The sequence below is a fragment of the Streptomyces sp. NPDC001880 genome (genome assembly GCF_053594575.1).
The window spans coordinates 105530-120110 of sequence record NZ_JBSFET010000016.1 but is presented as its reverse complement, the minus strand read 5'-3'; the positions used below and the strand labels follow the sequence as shown (position 1 = coordinate 120110).

At 68.4% G+C, this 14581-nt stretch carries 12 protein-coding genes; 2 read left to right on the top strand and 10 right to left on the bottom strand.

Features of this window, described 5'->3' with window-relative positions:
• The first annotated feature begins 79 nt into the window (after positions 1–79).
• Together ACWCQ6_RS13010 and rfbC are read left to right on the top strand one after the other, a co-directional pair.
• Positions 80–2119 (top strand): glycosyltransferase family 2 protein, encoded by a 2040-nt coding sequence (locus ACWCQ6_RS13010; RefSeq protein ID WP_451088418.1) that lies wholly within the window; start codon positions 80–82, stop codon positions 2117–2119.
• Between the two features lie 88 nt (positions 2120–2207).
• The gene (gene rfbC / locus ACWCQ6_RS13005; protein WP_329821044.1) at positions 2208–2807 is read left to right on the top strand and encodes a dTDP-4-dehydrorhamnose 3,5-epimerase; all 600 of its coding nucleotides are present in this window, start codon (positions 2208–2210) and stop codon (positions 2805–2807) included.
• A 67-nt stretch (positions 2808–2874) separates the two neighbouring features.
• Here rfbC and ACWCQ6_RS13000 read toward each other — a convergent pair whose 3' ends face one another.
• The 10 genes from ACWCQ6_RS13000 to rplU form a co-directional block, all read right to left on the bottom strand.
• Positions 2875–3669: a class I SAM-dependent methyltransferase gene (locus tag ACWCQ6_RS13000; RefSeq protein ID WP_451088416.1), complete on the bottom strand. Its 795-nt coding sequence runs from the start codon at positions 3667–3669 to the stop codon at positions 2875–2877.
• A gap of 156 nt (positions 3670–3825) precedes the next feature.
• A complete protein-coding gene (rfbD, locus tag ACWCQ6_RS12995) occupies positions 3826–4710 on the bottom strand; it encodes a dTDP-4-dehydrorhamnose reductase (protein ID WP_451088414.1) in 885 nt (294 codons plus the stop codon).
• The gene (rfbB, locus tag ACWCQ6_RS12990) at positions 4707–5693 is read right to left on the bottom strand and encodes a dTDP-glucose 4,6-dehydratase (protein WP_451088412.1); all 987 of its coding nucleotides are present in this window, start codon (positions 5691–5693) and stop codon (positions 4707–4709) included. The genes rfbD and rfbB overlap by 4 nt, the downstream gene beginning before the upstream one ends.
• Positions 5690–6760, bottom strand: a complete 1071-nt coding sequence (locus tag ACWCQ6_RS12985; RefSeq protein ID WP_451088410.1) for a glucose-1-phosphate thymidylyltransferase — start codon at positions 6758–6760, stop codon at positions 5690–5692. Before ACWCQ6_RS12985 ends, rfbB begins: the two co-directional genes overlap by 4 nt.
• 138 nt (positions 6761–6898) lie before the next feature.
• Complete coding sequence (locus ACWCQ6_RS12980) at positions 6899–8110, bottom strand: glycosyltransferase family 2 protein (RefSeq protein WP_451088430.1); 1212 nt, start codon at positions 8108–8110, stop codon at positions 6899–6901.
• A gap of 156 nt (positions 8111–8266) precedes the next feature.
• On the bottom strand, positions 8267–10312 hold the full coding sequence (locus ACWCQ6_RS12975) for a hypothetical protein (protein WP_451088408.1): 2046 nt from the start codon (positions 10310–10312) through the stop codon (positions 8267–8269).
• A gap of 131 nt (positions 10313–10443) precedes the next feature.
• Positions 10444–11943, bottom strand: coding sequence for a D-ribitol-5-phosphate cytidylyltransferase (locus tag ACWCQ6_RS12970; protein ID WP_451088406.1), 1500 nt, complete (start codon positions 11941–11943; stop codon positions 10444–10446).
• A gap of 360 nt (positions 11944–12303) precedes the next feature.
• Complete coding sequence (obgE, locus tag ACWCQ6_RS12965; protein ID WP_451088404.1) at positions 12304–13740, bottom strand: GTPase ObgE; 1437 nt, start codon at positions 13738–13740, stop codon at positions 12304–12306.
• A gap of 178 nt (positions 13741–13918) precedes the next feature.
• Positions 13919–14176, bottom strand: a complete 258-nt coding sequence (rpmA, locus tag ACWCQ6_RS12960; RefSeq protein WP_018103204.1) for a 50S ribosomal protein L27 — start codon at positions 14174–14176, stop codon at positions 13919–13921.
• 14 nt (positions 14177–14190) lie between these two features.
• The gene (rplU, locus tag ACWCQ6_RS12955) at positions 14191–14511 is read right to left on the bottom strand and encodes a 50S ribosomal protein L21 (protein ID WP_030921216.1); all 321 of its coding nucleotides are present in this window, start codon (positions 14509–14511) and stop codon (positions 14191–14193) included.
• Positions 14512–14581: the final 70 nt, after the last annotated feature.

The following is a 14581-nucleotide window of genomic DNA, read 5'->3' as shown; positions in this document are numbered from 1 at the left end:
GCAAGGGCTCCCACTTCCTCGCCTTCCTCGGACTCGCAGCGGCCCTGACCTGCTACAAGAAACTCGCCAAACTCACCACGTGAGACATCCTCTAAGTGTCGTCATTCCTGTATACAACCCGGGCAAGTACATCGACCCCTGCATCGACTCGCTGCTGCGACAGACCCTCCCGGCAGGGGAATTCGAAGTTCTCTTCGTCAATGATGGCTCGACGGACGACACTCGTGAGCGGCTCGAAAAGCTGGCCGGGGAGCACCCGCACTTCCGTGTGATCACCATCCCGAACTCCGGCTGGCCCGGAAAGCCCCGCAACATCGGTGTGGACGAGGCGAAGGGCGAGTACGTCCAGTTCGTCGACCAGGACGACTACCTCGCCTCCGGCGCCCTGCAGCGGTTGTACGACATGGGCCACCGCAACGGTTCGGACATCGTCATCGGCAAGGTGGCGAGCAACTTCCGCGGCGTCCCGCACGGCGTGTTCAAGAAGAACCGCGAGAAGTGCACCCTGCACGACGCGCCCCTGTACGACAGCCTCACGCCGCACAAGATGTTCCGTACGGAGTTCCTCCGCGAGAACGGCATCGCCTACCCCGAGGGCAAGCGCCGGCTCGAGGACCAGCTCTACATGATGCAGGCGTACTTCCCCGCCAAGGTCGTCTCGATCCTCGGCAGCTACACCTGCTACTACTACTCCCGCCGGGACGACGGCCAGAACGCCGGTTCCGCGAAGATCATCCCGTCCGGCTACTACGGCAACCTCCGTGAGGTTCTCGACGTCGTCGTGGAGAACACGGAGCCCGGCGAGTTCCGGGACATGCTGCTGCGCCGTTTCTACCGCGTCGAGATGCTCGGCAGGCTCAGCGAGCCCGCCGTCCTCAAGTACGACCCCGAGTACCTGGACGAGATGTGCGACGCCGTCCAGGACCTGGCCACGGACTTCATGCACGACGGGGTGCACGACGGGCTCGGCCCGGTGCTCCGGCTGCGCTCCACGCTGCTGCGCAACAACGACCGCCAGGGCCTCGTCCGGATCTCCCGGTTCGCCGCGTCGGTCAAGGCTGCGGCCCGGCTGGAGAAGTTCGCCTGGCGGCCGGACGGCAGGATCGACCTCACCATCAGCGGCCGCCTCGTCCACGGCGAGGACCAGGCCCCGCTGACGCTGCTGCGGCGCGACGGGCGCTACTTCCTGCACCCCGACATCACCGAGGGCCTGCTGCCGGAAGGCGAGCTCCTGGATGTCACCGACGACATGTCCGGGTTCTCCGCCGAGCTGTCGCTGCGCAACCGCGAGACCGCCGTCGAGTGGTCCTGCCCCGCGACCTTCACCGCCCGTGTCGAGGAGCTCGGCGACGACGTCTGCGAGGTCGTCCTGCACGGCAGCGGCCAGATCGGTTCGGAGGCGGTCAAGGGCCGCGGCCGGGTATCGCGCGGCTTCTGGGACGTCTGGGTGCCGCTGCGCGGTCTCGGTCTGGTCCGCAAGGCCCGGCTCGGCGCCGACCGCGCCCCGGAGGTGGACGCCGCCTGCCTGCCCGCCTCGCTGGGTTCGCCGGCCCGTGCCGTCATCCCGTACTTCACCGACCCGCACGGCAACATCACCCTCGATGTTGCCCGCCGTGCCAAGAGGCTGGCCGAATACCTCGAAGGCCGTCCGGTCCGCCGCTCCCCCGGCAGCCCCACCGAACTGCGGCTGGACCTGTTCACCACGTCCGCCACCGCGCCCTCCGCGACCACGCTGGTCCTGAGCCCGGCGGACGGCTCCGACGGACCGTCCCACCAGCTGCGCACCACGCTGCGCCCCACCGACGACCGGGCCCACCTGACCGTGCCCGACCGTGCGCCGGGCGTCGCGCCCGGCACCTGGAAGCTCGCGGTCCGGCTGGACGGCGACAAGCACCCCGCGTTCCACCTCTGCGACGTCACCGTCGGCAAGGGCGGCCGGATCACCGTCCCGCAGAGCGTGCCCGCGATCGAGGCCGAGATCATGCGGGGGATCGTCGGCAGGCGCCGGAAGGCGAAGCTGCGCCGCGCGCTGCGCACGGTCGGCGGTCCCATCGTGCGCCGGCTCCCGGCCAAGAGCCGCAAGCGGGCACGGCGCCTCGCCGCCCGGTTCACCGGCTGACCCCGCCCCGTACTTCCGTACGCTTCCCACCAGCACACACACCGGCCGGGTCCATCGGCCACGAGCAACAGAACAAGGACGTGATCGCATGCGGCAGCTCTCCATCGCAGGGGCCTGGGTGCATGAGCCCAAGGTCTTCCCGGACAGCCGCGGCAGCTTCCACGAGTGGTTCAAGGCGTCGGAGCTCAGCGAGGCCGTCGGGCACACGCTGCGGCTGGCGCAGGCCAACTTCTCCGTCTCCAGCCGGGGAACGCTGCGCGGCGTGCACTTCGCCGACGTGCCGCCGAGCCAGGCGAAGTACGTCAAGTGCGTGCGCGGCGCGGTGCTCGACGTGATCGTGGACATCCGGGTCGGCTCCCCCACGTACAAGCAGTGGGAGGCCGTCCGCCTCGACGACGTCGACCACCACTCCGTCTACCTCGCCGAGGGACTCGGCCACGCCTTCATGGCGCTGACGGACGACGCCTCGGTCGCCTATCTGTGCTCCGAGGGCTACGCTCCCGGCCGCGAGCACGGCATCAACCCGCTCGACCCCGAGCTGGGCATCGAGTGGCCGCAGGGCATCACTCCGCTGCTGTCCGACAAGGACGCCGCGGCGCCCTCGCTGGCCGAGGCCGAGCAGCAGGGCCTGCTGCCCACCTACGAGGCGTGCCAGGAGTACTACGCACAGCTGCGCGCCCGCGGCTGAGCCCCGGGCAGAGCGAAGCCCCCGTGGTCCGTACGGATCACGGGGGCTTCGTGCTGTCCGGGCCGGGTCAGCCCGTCACGGCCTTGATGCGCGAGCGCAGCGGCGCGAACGCGGAGCGCGGGCGGCGCAGATTGCGGGCGCGGGCCAGGGCCGGCCAGAAGTCGGCGCGGAGCAGCGTCTCGGGCCGGACGGCGTTCTTGCGTACCAGTACCTCTTCGGGCACGTCCTGCGGGTCGGGTACGACGAACTCCTCGATGATCTTGTCGTACGCGTTCTTCAGGATGTCGCTCTCCGGATTGGCGCCGAACACGGCGACCACGCCGGTCGGCTCCGTGTCCACCTCGACGACCACCAGGTCGGGGCGGTAGCGGCGCAGTACCTGCACCACCTTGTACACGTCGCCGGTCCAGTACTTGGTGTGCCGGTCGCGGGCCGCCTCGTCGACATCGCGCGGAAGCATGTCGTCCAGCACGATCACGCTCGACCAGCGGGAGTGCTTCTCCACATTCATGAAGTCGCGCAGGGCGTACTCGAAGAGGTGCATGCCGTCGATGAAGGAGAGCTCAAGCTTCGGGTCCCCGCCGAGGACGTTGAGCGGATCGCGGCGGGCGAGGGCGCGGAACGGGTTGCGGCCGTTGCGCAGGTGCAGCAGCGGGTCCTTGCGGGCGAAGAAGTCGTCGCTCGTCGCCTTGACCAGGTGGACGTCACAGCTGATGTCCGTCACGACCCGGAAGGCGGGGTCGACGGCGACGGAAGGGACCCGTGAAAGGGCCAGGCTTCTGCCGTCGTTGACCCCGATCTCCAGATAGTTCCGGGGACGGTATACACGGTGCAGATGACGCAGGAAGTCGTGGCGGTTCACTCGGAGCAGCCCTTCGCAGGAAACCAACTGGTCTGGTGCCCGGCGAAGTTACCTCATGACCGCACTGTGATGTAAGCGTTCTCCCTTATGTAAACCTTGATTGTAAAAATCTTTGAAAATTAACGAGATTTGACCGTACGTACGATCAATTTATGATCATGGCCGCTCTGCCGCGAGAAGTGCCGGAAAGGCTTCCTCCAGCGCCGCCCGCCAGTCCCGGACCGGTTCGATCCCGGCCGCGGCCCAGCGGTCATGGCCCAGCACGCTGAACGCTGGCCGGGGGGCCGGCCGCACGAAGGCCTCGCTGGTCGTGGGGCGGACCCGCTCCGGATCGGTGCCGATCAGCCGGAAGATCTCCCGGGTGAAACCGAACCAGGTCGTCTCACCGCCGCTGGTGCCGTGGTACACACCGGCGGGGGCGGTGCCCGCGAGGGCGGCCTGCCCGAGCCGGACCAGCCGGTCGGCAAGATCGACGGTCCAGGTGGGCTGACCGCGCTGGTCGTCCACCACGTCGAGGGTGTCCTTGACGCCCTCCAGCTTGATCATCGTACGGACGAAGTTGCCGCCGCCCGCGCCGTACAGCCAGGCGGTGCGGACCACATAACCGGTCTCCGGCAGGGTGCTCAGCACGGCCTGCTCGCCCGCCAGCTTGGTGCGGCCGTAGGCGCTGCGCGGCCCGGTCGGGTCGTCCTCGGCGTACGGCTCGACACCGTCACCGGCGAATACGTAGTCCGTGGAGACCTGGAGGAGCACGGCGCCGTGCTCGCGGCAGGCCTCGGCGAGGGCCGCGGGGCCCGTGCCGTTGACCCGCAGCGCGGCGTCCTCCTGGGACTCGGCGTCGTCGACCGCGGTCCAGGCGGCGCAGTTCACCACCACGGCGGGGCGGTGCTTCCCGAAGGCCGCCCGCACCGACTCCGGGTCGGCGATGTCCACGGCCGCCCGGTCCGCGGCGACCGCGGTGACGTCCTCGCCGGCGAGCCGGGCCAGGACGTCCTGGCCCAGCATCCCGGCGGCTCCGGTGACCAGCCAGACGGCGCTCACAGTGCGGCCCGGTCCTTCAGCGGCTCCCACCAGGCGCGGTTGTCGCGGTACCACTGCACGGTCTCGGCGAGGCCGGTGCGGAAGTCCTTGCGGGGCTCGTAGCCGAGCTCCTCGCGGATCTTGGTGCAGTCGACCGAGTAGCGGCGGTCGTGGCCCTTGCGGTCCTCGACGTACGTGACGCTGGTGTCCCAGTCGGCACCGCAGGCGTCCAGCAGCAGGCCGGTGAGCTCCTTGTTGGAGAGCTCGGTGCCGCCGCCGATGTTGTAGACCTCGCCGGCCCGGCCCTTGGTGCGGACCAGCTCGATGCCCTGGACGTGGTCGTCGATGTGCAGCCAGTCGCGGACGTTGGCGCCGTCGCCGTAGAGCGGCACCGTCTTGCCGTCCAGCAGGTTGGTGACGAAGAGCGGGATGACCTTCTCGGGGAAGTGGTGGTGCCCGTAGTTGTTGGAGCAGCGGGTCACCCGCACGTCGAGGCCGTGGGTGCGGTGGTACGAGAGCGCGATCAGGTCGCTGGACGCCTTGGCCGCGGAGTACGGCGAGTTGGGCGCGAGCGGGTCGGTCTCGGGCCAGGAGCCCTCGTCGATCGAGCCGTAGACCTCGTCGGTGGAGATGTGCACGAAGGTCTTGATGCCCGCCAGGTGCGCGGCGTGGATCAGGGTGTGGGTGCCCACGACGTTGGTGCGGACGAACTCGGCGCCGCCGTCGATGGAACGGTCCACGTGGGACTCGGCGGCGAAGTGCACCACCTGGTCGTGCTCGGCCATCAGCTTGGCGACCAGCTCCGGGTCGCAGATGTCACCCTGCACGAACCGGAAACCGGGGTGGTCGCGCACCTCGTCGAGGTTGGCCGGGTTGCCCGCGTAGGTGAGCTTGTCGAGCACGGTGACGGCGATGTCGCCGGGGCCCTCGGGGCCGAGCACCGTACGGACGTAGTGCGAGCCGATGAAGCCGGCGCCGCCGGTCACCAGGATGTTGGTGGTCATGAAGAGATCTGCACCTTGCTGTGGTCGCCGAGTACGAGTCGGTGGGCGGACGGGGAACGGGGCGCGGGGGTCACTTCGACGTCACGGCCGATGAGCGAGGCCTCGACGCGGCGGACGCCGGCGATGGAGGCGCCCCGCAGGACGATGGAGTACTCGATCTCGCTGTCCTCGATGCGGACGTCCTCCGAGACCGAGGTGAACGGGCCCACGTACGCACCGCTGATCACCGAACGCGCGCCGATGATCACGGGCCCGACGATGCGGCTGCCGCTGACCTTGGCACCCGCCTCGATCCGCACCCGGCCGATGATCTCGCTGTTCTCGTCGACCTCGGCGTCCTCGTGGAACGGCTCGACGGCCTCCAGGACGGTCCGGTTGACCTCCAGCATGTCGGTGACGTTGCCGGTGTCCTTCCAGTAGCCGTGGATCGTGGTGGAGCGCACGTCGCGCTCCTGGTCGATCAGCCACTGGATGGCGTGCGTGATCTCCAGCTCGCCGCGCCAGGACGGCTCGATCGAACGGACCGCCTCGTGGATGGCGGGGGTGAAGAGGTAGACGCCGACGAGCGCCAGATCGCTCTTGGGCTCCTTCGGCTTCTCCTCCAGCGCCGCGACCCTGCCGTTGGCGTCGAGCTCCGCGACACCGAAGGAGGTCGGGTTCGGCACCTGCGTCAGCAGGATCTGCGCATCGGGCTTGTCCGCGCGGAACTCCTCCACCAGACCGGTGATCCCACCGACGATGAAGTTGTCGCCGAGGTACATGACGAAGTCGTCGTCCCCCAGGAAGTCGCGGGCGATCAGCACCGCGTGGGCGAGGCCGAGCGGCTCGTCCTGCGGGATGTACGTGACCTCGATGCCGAGCGCGGAACCGTCGCCGACCGCCTCGCGGATCTCGGGCGCGGTGTCGCCCACGATGATGCCGACCTCGGTGATGCCCGCTTCGGCGATGGCTTCCAGACCGTAGAAGAGCACGGGCTTGTTGGCCACAGGCACCAGCTGCTTGGCCGAGGTGTGTGTGATGGGACGCAGGCGTGTGCCGGCCCCTCCGGATAGTACGAGAGCCTTCACGTGACCAGTCCCCATGGTGATCTGTCGGTCCTGTCGCGGGCGCGACGTCCGGATGATTTTACTGATGCTTCTCGGTGTGATCTTCGATGAATCGATACTGCGGGTGCACTCGGGGTCCACCCGCAGGACGAGCGGCCGTCACTCCACGGTCAGCCGCTCCTTCCATCGCCTCATGTCGCGGCGCATCCTGCGGGCCACACGCCGGGACAGCGAGGCCCGGCGGGCGGCGGCCCTCGGCTGCTCGATGCGCTTGCCGTCGTGCCAGTCCGGAACGGTCACCTCGTAGTTCGAGTCGGCCAGACCGGCCGACGCGTCGCGGAAGTGCGGGTACGCGAGGTAGAGCGTGTCACCGTTGCGCGAGCGGACCACGTCCGGGACCGTCTTCGCCCGGATGTACCGCACCACCTCGATGAGCAGGTCCATCCTGCCCTGTGCCACACAGGCCAGACGCAGCCGCTCCGACACCTTGATCAGCCGGGCCACGCCGTCGTTCCAGTACGTGCCCATCAGCGGAGCCGCGAGTTCCATCTTGTGCCGCCGGACTTCCTCGGAATCCTTCAGCACGACGGGGCCGAACTGCTGGAGCACCCCGACCGTGAAGGGCCGGACCATCAGGAAATCCCGTTTCGGACCCGCAGGCTCGATCCGGTGAATGAGCGACATCATGGCGCGCATCGAGTCGAAGCGCCATTCATACGTGCCGCTCTTCGTGACGTGCTTCCCGTCGTCACGGCCCACCAGGTAATAGCAGACGTAATTGGAGATCACCGAGACCCCGGCGCCGCGCAGATATGCCTCCATCGTGAAGAGGGCGTCCTCACCCGTTCTGAGATTCTCGTCGAACCTCAGAGAAAGCCGCTCCAGGAGTTCACGCCGGAAGAGCTTCTGGGCACTCAGGGTGTAAATGACCTTGGAGTTGTAGACGTCGACACGTTCCCTGGTGGCGCCCCACATCGACTGCGGCGCCCCCCTGTTCACTCCGACCACCTTGCCGAGCACCACGTCGGTGCCCGCCCGGTCGGCCATGGCCACCATCCGCTCCAGCGCCTCGTCCCCGAAGTAGTCGTCCGCGTCGAGGAAGAACACATAGCGACCGCGGGCCAGACCGATACCCACATTGCGCGGCCCGCTGGGACCGCCGGAGTTCTTCTGCCTCACCACTCTGGTCGACACCTTCGACCGCGCGGCGAATTCCTCCAGGTACTCCCCCGTACCGTCGGTGGAACCGTCGTCGACCGCGACGATTTCGATGCGGTCGGCACCGATGGTCTGCGCCTCCACCGATTCGAGACAACGGATGAGGTAGGGCATCGCCTCATATGCACCGACAACCACAGTCACGTCAGGAATTTGCGTCTCGTTCACACAACCAGAAGACAGCCGACCCGGTCCGTTGGTTGTCTCACGCCACACGGCCAAATGGTGATAGTCATCACAAAGGCCCGGCACAACCCTTTGTGGGGTATGCCGGGCCTTGCTCGATCATGTAATGCAAATGGTTGACTTTCAGCCACCCACAGGCTCGCCCAGGCTCTTCGCCACTCCGGTGTTCCGCGCCTCGGACTTGACCGAGAGCGCCTTCACCGCCGTATCGAACTGCACGATCGAGGTGGGCTCGTCCGGGCCCAGGAGGTACTGCTTCAGCTCGCGCCTGGCATCCGCCTGGGCGTCCGCGGCCGGATCCGTCACCGCGGCGAGCAGCTCGTCCAGCTCGGCCGCCGAGTTGGACAGGATCACCGCGGCGCGCACCGCGGTGTTCTGCCTGCGGAACTCGTCCTCGCCCAGCTCGGCCGAGTCCGTGACCGCGTACGGCTTGCCGCTCGCGATGAAGTCGGACACCACGCTGGAGATGTCCGAGACCATGGCGTCCGACTCGTTGAAGCAGTCGTACAGCCGCATCTGGGCGCCGGTGATGACCCGGTGCTCCCACCAGCCCTGCGCACGCCAGGACGCCGCGTTCCACGCGTCCTTGAGCTTCGCGGTCTCGGCCTCGCGCGCCGGGTCGGCCAGCGAGTCCCGGGACAGCTCCGCCTCGTCCCGCGCGGTGCGTCCGCCGCCTGCCAGCTCGGCCAGCCGTGCCTCGATACGGACCAGCTCGGCCCGCGCCTCGGCCTGCTCGCCCCGGAGCGCGGCCGACTGCTCCGCCCAGCGGGAGTCGGTGGCACGCTCGGCGGCGGCCTGCTCGATCATCGCGGTGATGCGCAGGTGCACCGCCTTGGCCTTGGCGCTGCGGGTGCCGGTGAAGGGGTGCGGCTTGTACAGCAGCCGGACCGGCTGCTCGGCCTCCAGCAGCCGCCTGACGATGTTCTCGCCGGCCAGCAGCAGGGAGGTGTTGCCCGGGTTGTCGTCCCAGCCCTCCCAGGTGGGGGCGTACAGCACGGTCGGGATCGGGTTCCGCTGCGTGCCCGACCAGGACTGGATGGTGGCCAGCTGCGGGCGGCCCACCTCCACGATGTCCTCGTCGCGCACCCCGACATCGGCCAGCGCGTAACGGTCGCGGCCCGCCCGGCCCGCGGTCCACACCTCGTCGTACACCTTGCTGTAAGGGTTGACGCTGGCGATCTTGTCGCTGTCGCCGTGGCCGATGAAGACGTGCTTCATCGTCGGCACCCGGAGCAGGTGGATGTTCTTGCCGACGTTGGCCGCGTAGAGCGCGACCCGCACCGACGAGAGGTCCAGGTTCATCAGGTGCACACCGCCGGGCACGCAGAGCACCGGCACCGAGGTCGTGGCGAGCTGCGGCACGATGTTGCGCTCACGGAGCAGGATCATCGGCCGGCCGTCGAGCTGCGCCATGGTCTCCAGCCACATGTTGACCTGGTAGGCGGAGTCCTTGGAGCCGGAGAAGTACAGCATCACGGTCGGCCGGTACTCGGCGAGCCAGTCGCCCACCGCGCCCAGGACCTTGGTCTCCGGGGGTACGAGCCGGCTGGGCCGGACGTACGGCAGCAGCGCCGCCAGGTAGCAGACCGCGAGAACGAGCGTCAGGCCGAGGCCGATGTACGCGATGGCGTCCTTGCCGGTCTCGACCGCGACCAGCACGCCCACCATCGAGAAGACGTCCAGGTGCAGCATCTTCTCGGCGGGCCGGCTCATCAGCATCTGCGGCGGGGCATCCGCTATCCGCACCGACGCCAGGTCGATGTTGCGGGTGACCACGGGAAGCTTGCGGCGCAGCCGGATCAGGGTGACCATGGCGCTCTGCGGCGCCTGGAGCCCGTAGAACGCCAGCAGGCAGGCGACCGTCACGTAGAAGAGCGTCTGCTCGCCGTATCCCATGCGGGACAGCAGCAGGATGAGCAGGAGCTGCCGGACCAGGAAGCGGATCGAAAGCCCCGCTCGGACTGCGGCGAGCCGGTTGATCAGATAGCTGCCGCAGTGGTGCAGATACCGGTCCGCGAGATAGGTGACCGCGGTGGCCGCGGCGAAGAACCAGAGATTGGGGATTATTGCCGCGAGCATTATGCACGGGAACCCCAGAGCCACCAGGAGCGCGGCGGCCAGCTCCGAACCGCTGCCCACCCGAGCCAAGCGCATGGCTTTCGAAATCACGAAGTACCGCTCCCGAGGGTGCCGACTTTTACCTTACGTGGGGAATGTGAAGGCAGAGCTTCACGAATTCGGACCCCTGCAGTTCGCACTTGGCGACTGCAGGGGTCCGAATAGTCGATTGTCAAGCAGTATTACACATCGGCCTGTCGGTCCAGCACAGCGGCAAGCGCCTGCTCGAAACCGGATGCCTCGGAGGCGCCACGCGTCGGGTCCTGCTGGCGTACGTCGATGACATGGCCGGTCATCTCGGAGAGCAGGACGTCGAGCGAGGTCCTGGCGACCGCCTCGGAGGAGAGCAGCGTGCCCGCGGGCTCCTCGCCGAACGCCTTGGTGCGCATCGGGGTGGCGGTGCGCTCGGGGTTCACGCAGTTCACCCGCACCCCGTCGGCCGCCCACTCGTCCGAGAGCGCCTGGGTGAGGTTCACCATGGCGGCCTTGGTCGACGAGTAGAGGCTGTACTCGGCGCGGCCCCGGGTGTAGCTGCTGGAGGTATAGAGCAGCAGCTGGCCCTTGGTCTCGGCGAGGTACCTGTACGAGGCGCGGGCGATCTGCACCGGTGCCAGGTAGTTGACGTTCAGCGCTTCCTGGATGGTCTCGTTGTCCGTCTCGGCCAGCTTGCCGATGCGGAGCACGCCCGCGGTGTTGATCACGTAGTCGACCCGGCCGGTGTCGGCGTACGCCTTGGAGAGCGCCTCGTCGATGTGGGCCGGGTTCTCCACGTGCGTACCGGTGGTGGAGCGGCCCAGGGCGTAGACGGTGGCGCCGTAGGACTCGGCGAGCGTCGCGATGTCCGCGCCGATGCCGTACGAGCCGCCGAAGACGACGAGGGTCTTGCCGGTGAGCAGCTCGCGGTAGGCGGCGTCGTCGGTCGGCTGCGGAACCGCCGTGGAGGCCAGCTGGAAGAGCTTGTCCGCGATGAAGACGTCGACCGGCTGGGTGACCTTCATGTTGTACTCGTCGCCCGCCACGACGTAGATCGGTACGTCGGGCAGGTACTTCAGCACGACCGAGCAGTCGTCGGTCGCCTGGAAGTTGGGGTCGCCGGCGGCGACCTCGTACGCCCGGCGGATCGTGGAGAGCTTGAAGGCCTGCGGCGTCTGGCCCCGGCGCAGCCGGGAGCGGTCGGGTACATCGGTGATGAACTCGCCGTCGCCGCCGTGGGTGCGGGTCACGATGATCGTGTCCGCGGACGGGATGGCGACGTCGACGGCCTCGTAACGGTCGAGGGCGTCGACGCAGTCCTTGATGACGCGCTGCGAGAGCAGCGGGCGCACGGCGTCGTGGAAGAGGACGTTGCGGTCCTCGCCCTCGGCCAGGCCCTCGCCGAGGGCCGCGATGGCGCGCTCGGTGGTCTCGTTGCGCGTGGAGCCGCCCTCGATCACCTTGGTGACCTTGGTGAGCCCGGCCTTGGCAACGATCTTCTCCACGTCGGGCACGTAGCCCGGAGCCATCAGCACGATGACGTCGTCGATGGAGTCGGCCTGCTGGAAGATCGACAGCGTGTGCTCGATGACGGCCTTGCCTGCGATCTTCAGCAGCTGCTTGGGAATGGACAGACCCACGCGCTGGCCGGTGCCGCCGGCGAGCACGACTGCTGTGGTTCGGGCTTTGGCTATGTGCTGAGCAGACACAGACGACCTACCTTGCGAGGGCTGGGAGACAACGCGATGGTTGCACTCTCCGTTACCGTCTCGCAAGGTGGACGTCGACCGCCGCATGCCGTATCGAGACCTTTTGTTGCCTTGCGATCAGGGCGAATACCGGAATTCACGCTTCCCGACCAGGTGACCGACGCCACACGAGTGAGCGGCATGATTCACCCTTGAGCGGGTTCGGATCCCCCGGACGAATGACGCGGAGAGCGTACACAACCGCCGGACGGGCTTGCGGAACAGGCCCGTCCGGCGACCGGTGCCCGGTCCCGGGCGTGTTTCGAAAGGAGCGTCGTCCGCCCGGACGCCCCCGACCGGGCGGGACTTTCGAAACCCGCCCTAGAACGGGTTGAACTCGTCGAACTCGCGCTGCGCCTCGTCGCGTTCCGCCTCGCGGTCGCGGCGGCGCTGCGCCGCCGGGCGCGGTGCTTCGAGCCGGTGGTCCTCGCCACGACGGCCGAGCATCTCCGCACCCGCCGCCAGGGTCGGCTCCCAGTCGAAGACGACCGCGTTGTCCTCGGCGCCGATGGCGACGCCGTCGCCCGCACGGGCACCGGCCTTCATCAACTCGTCCTCGACACCGAGGCGGTTGAGCCGGTCGGCCAGGTAGCCGACGGCCTCGTCGTTGTTGAAGTCGGTCTGGCGCACCCAGCGCTCCGGCTTCTCGCCGCGCACCCGGTAGATGCCGTCCTCCTCCAGCGTGACGGTGAAGCCCGCGTCGTCGACGGCCTTCGGACGGATGACGATCCGGGTCGCCACCTCCACCGGCTTGGCCGCACGCGCCTCGGCGACGATGCCCGCGAGCGCGAAGGAGAGCTCCTTCAGACCGGTGTGGGCGATGGCGGACACCTCGAAGACGCGGTAGCCGCGCTCCTCCAGGTCCGGGCGGATCATGTCGGCGAGGTCCTGGCCGTCCGGGATGTCGACCTTGTTGAGGACGACGATGCGGGGCCGGTCCTCCAGACCGCCGTACTGCTTCAGCTCCTCCTCGATCACGTCGAGGTCGGAGACCGGGTCGCGGTCGGATTCCAGCGTCGCGGTGTCCAGTACGTGCACCAGCACCGAGCAGCGCTCCACGTGCCGCAGGAACTCCAGGCCGAGGCCGCGGCCCTGGCTGGCGCCCGGGATCAGGCCCGGGACGTCGGCGACGGTGTAGACGGTGCTGCCCGCGGTGACCACGCCGAGGTTCGGGACGAGGGTCGTGAAGGGGTAGTCGGCGATCTTCGGCTTGGCCGCCGAAAGGACGGAGATCAGCGAGGACTTGCCGGCGCTCGGGTAGCCGACCAGCGCGACGTCGGCGACGGTCTTGAGCTCCAGGACGACGTCCCGGGCTTCGCCGGGCTCGCCGAGCAGCGCGAAGCCGGGGGCCTTGCGCCGGGCGGAGGCCAGCGCGGCGTTGCCGAGGCCGCCGCGGCCGCCCTGTCCGGCGACGAACGTGGTGCCCTGGCCGATCAGGTCGGCGAGCACATTGCCGTTCCGGTCGAGCACGACCGTGCCGTCCGGCACCGGCAGGACCAGGTCCTGGCCCTCCTTGCCGGAACGGTTGTCGCCCGCGCCCGGCTGGCCGTTGGTGGCCTTGCGGTGGGGGTGGTGGTGGTAGTCGAGGAGCGTGGTGATCGCCTGGTCGACGACCAGGGTCACATCGCCGCCGCGGCCGCCGTTGCCGCCGTCCGGGCCGCCGAGCGGCTTGAACTTCTCACGGTGTACGGAGGCACAGCCGTGGCCCCCGTTACCCGCGGCGACATGCAGCTCGACGCGGTCCACGAAGGTGGTCATGGTTGAAACCTCCAGTTACATGCATGCAGAAACATCTCACTCGCGCTGCTCCGCCGGCTCGTGCCGTATCGCTGGGAGACAGCCGCCCCTCATGGGAGAAACACGCGAAAGGCGGACCCGCTTCCCGTACGGGAAGTGAGGTCCGCCTCCGCAGAAACCGCTCGACGAGCGCCGAAAATCAGCCGGCGATCGGAACGATGTTCACGACCTTGCGGCCACGGTGCGTGCCGAACTCGACCGCACCGGCGGCGAGAGCGAACAGCGTGTCGTCGCCGCCACGGCCGACGCCCGTGCCCGGGTGGAAGTGCGTGCCGCGCTGGCGGACCAGGATCTCACCGGCGTTGACGGCCTGACCGCCGAAGCGCTTCACGCCGAGCCGCTGAGCATTGGAATCGCGCCCGTTCCGGGTGGACGATGCGCCCTTCTTGTGTGCCATCTCTCCTCAGTCCCTTACTTCGCAGCCGCGGGGATACCGGTGACCTTGATCGCCGTGTACTGCTGACGGTGACCCTGGCGACGGCGGTAGCCGGTCTTGTTCTTGTAGCGAAGGATGTCGATCTTCGCGCCCTTGTGGTGGTCCACGACCTCGGCCTGGACCTTGATCCCGGCCAGCACCCACGGGTCGCTGGTGACGGCGTCGCCGTCGACCACGAGCAGGGTCGAGAGCTCGACCGTGTCGCCAACCTGGGCAGTGGAAATCTTGTCAACCTCAACGATGTCACCGACAGCAACCTTGTGCTGGCGGCCACCGCTGCGCACGATGGCGTACACGCGGATCTCTCTCTCGCTCGGAACGGAGCCCCTGATGCCAGCCGCTCACACGGGCCGGGGCCCGAGGTGA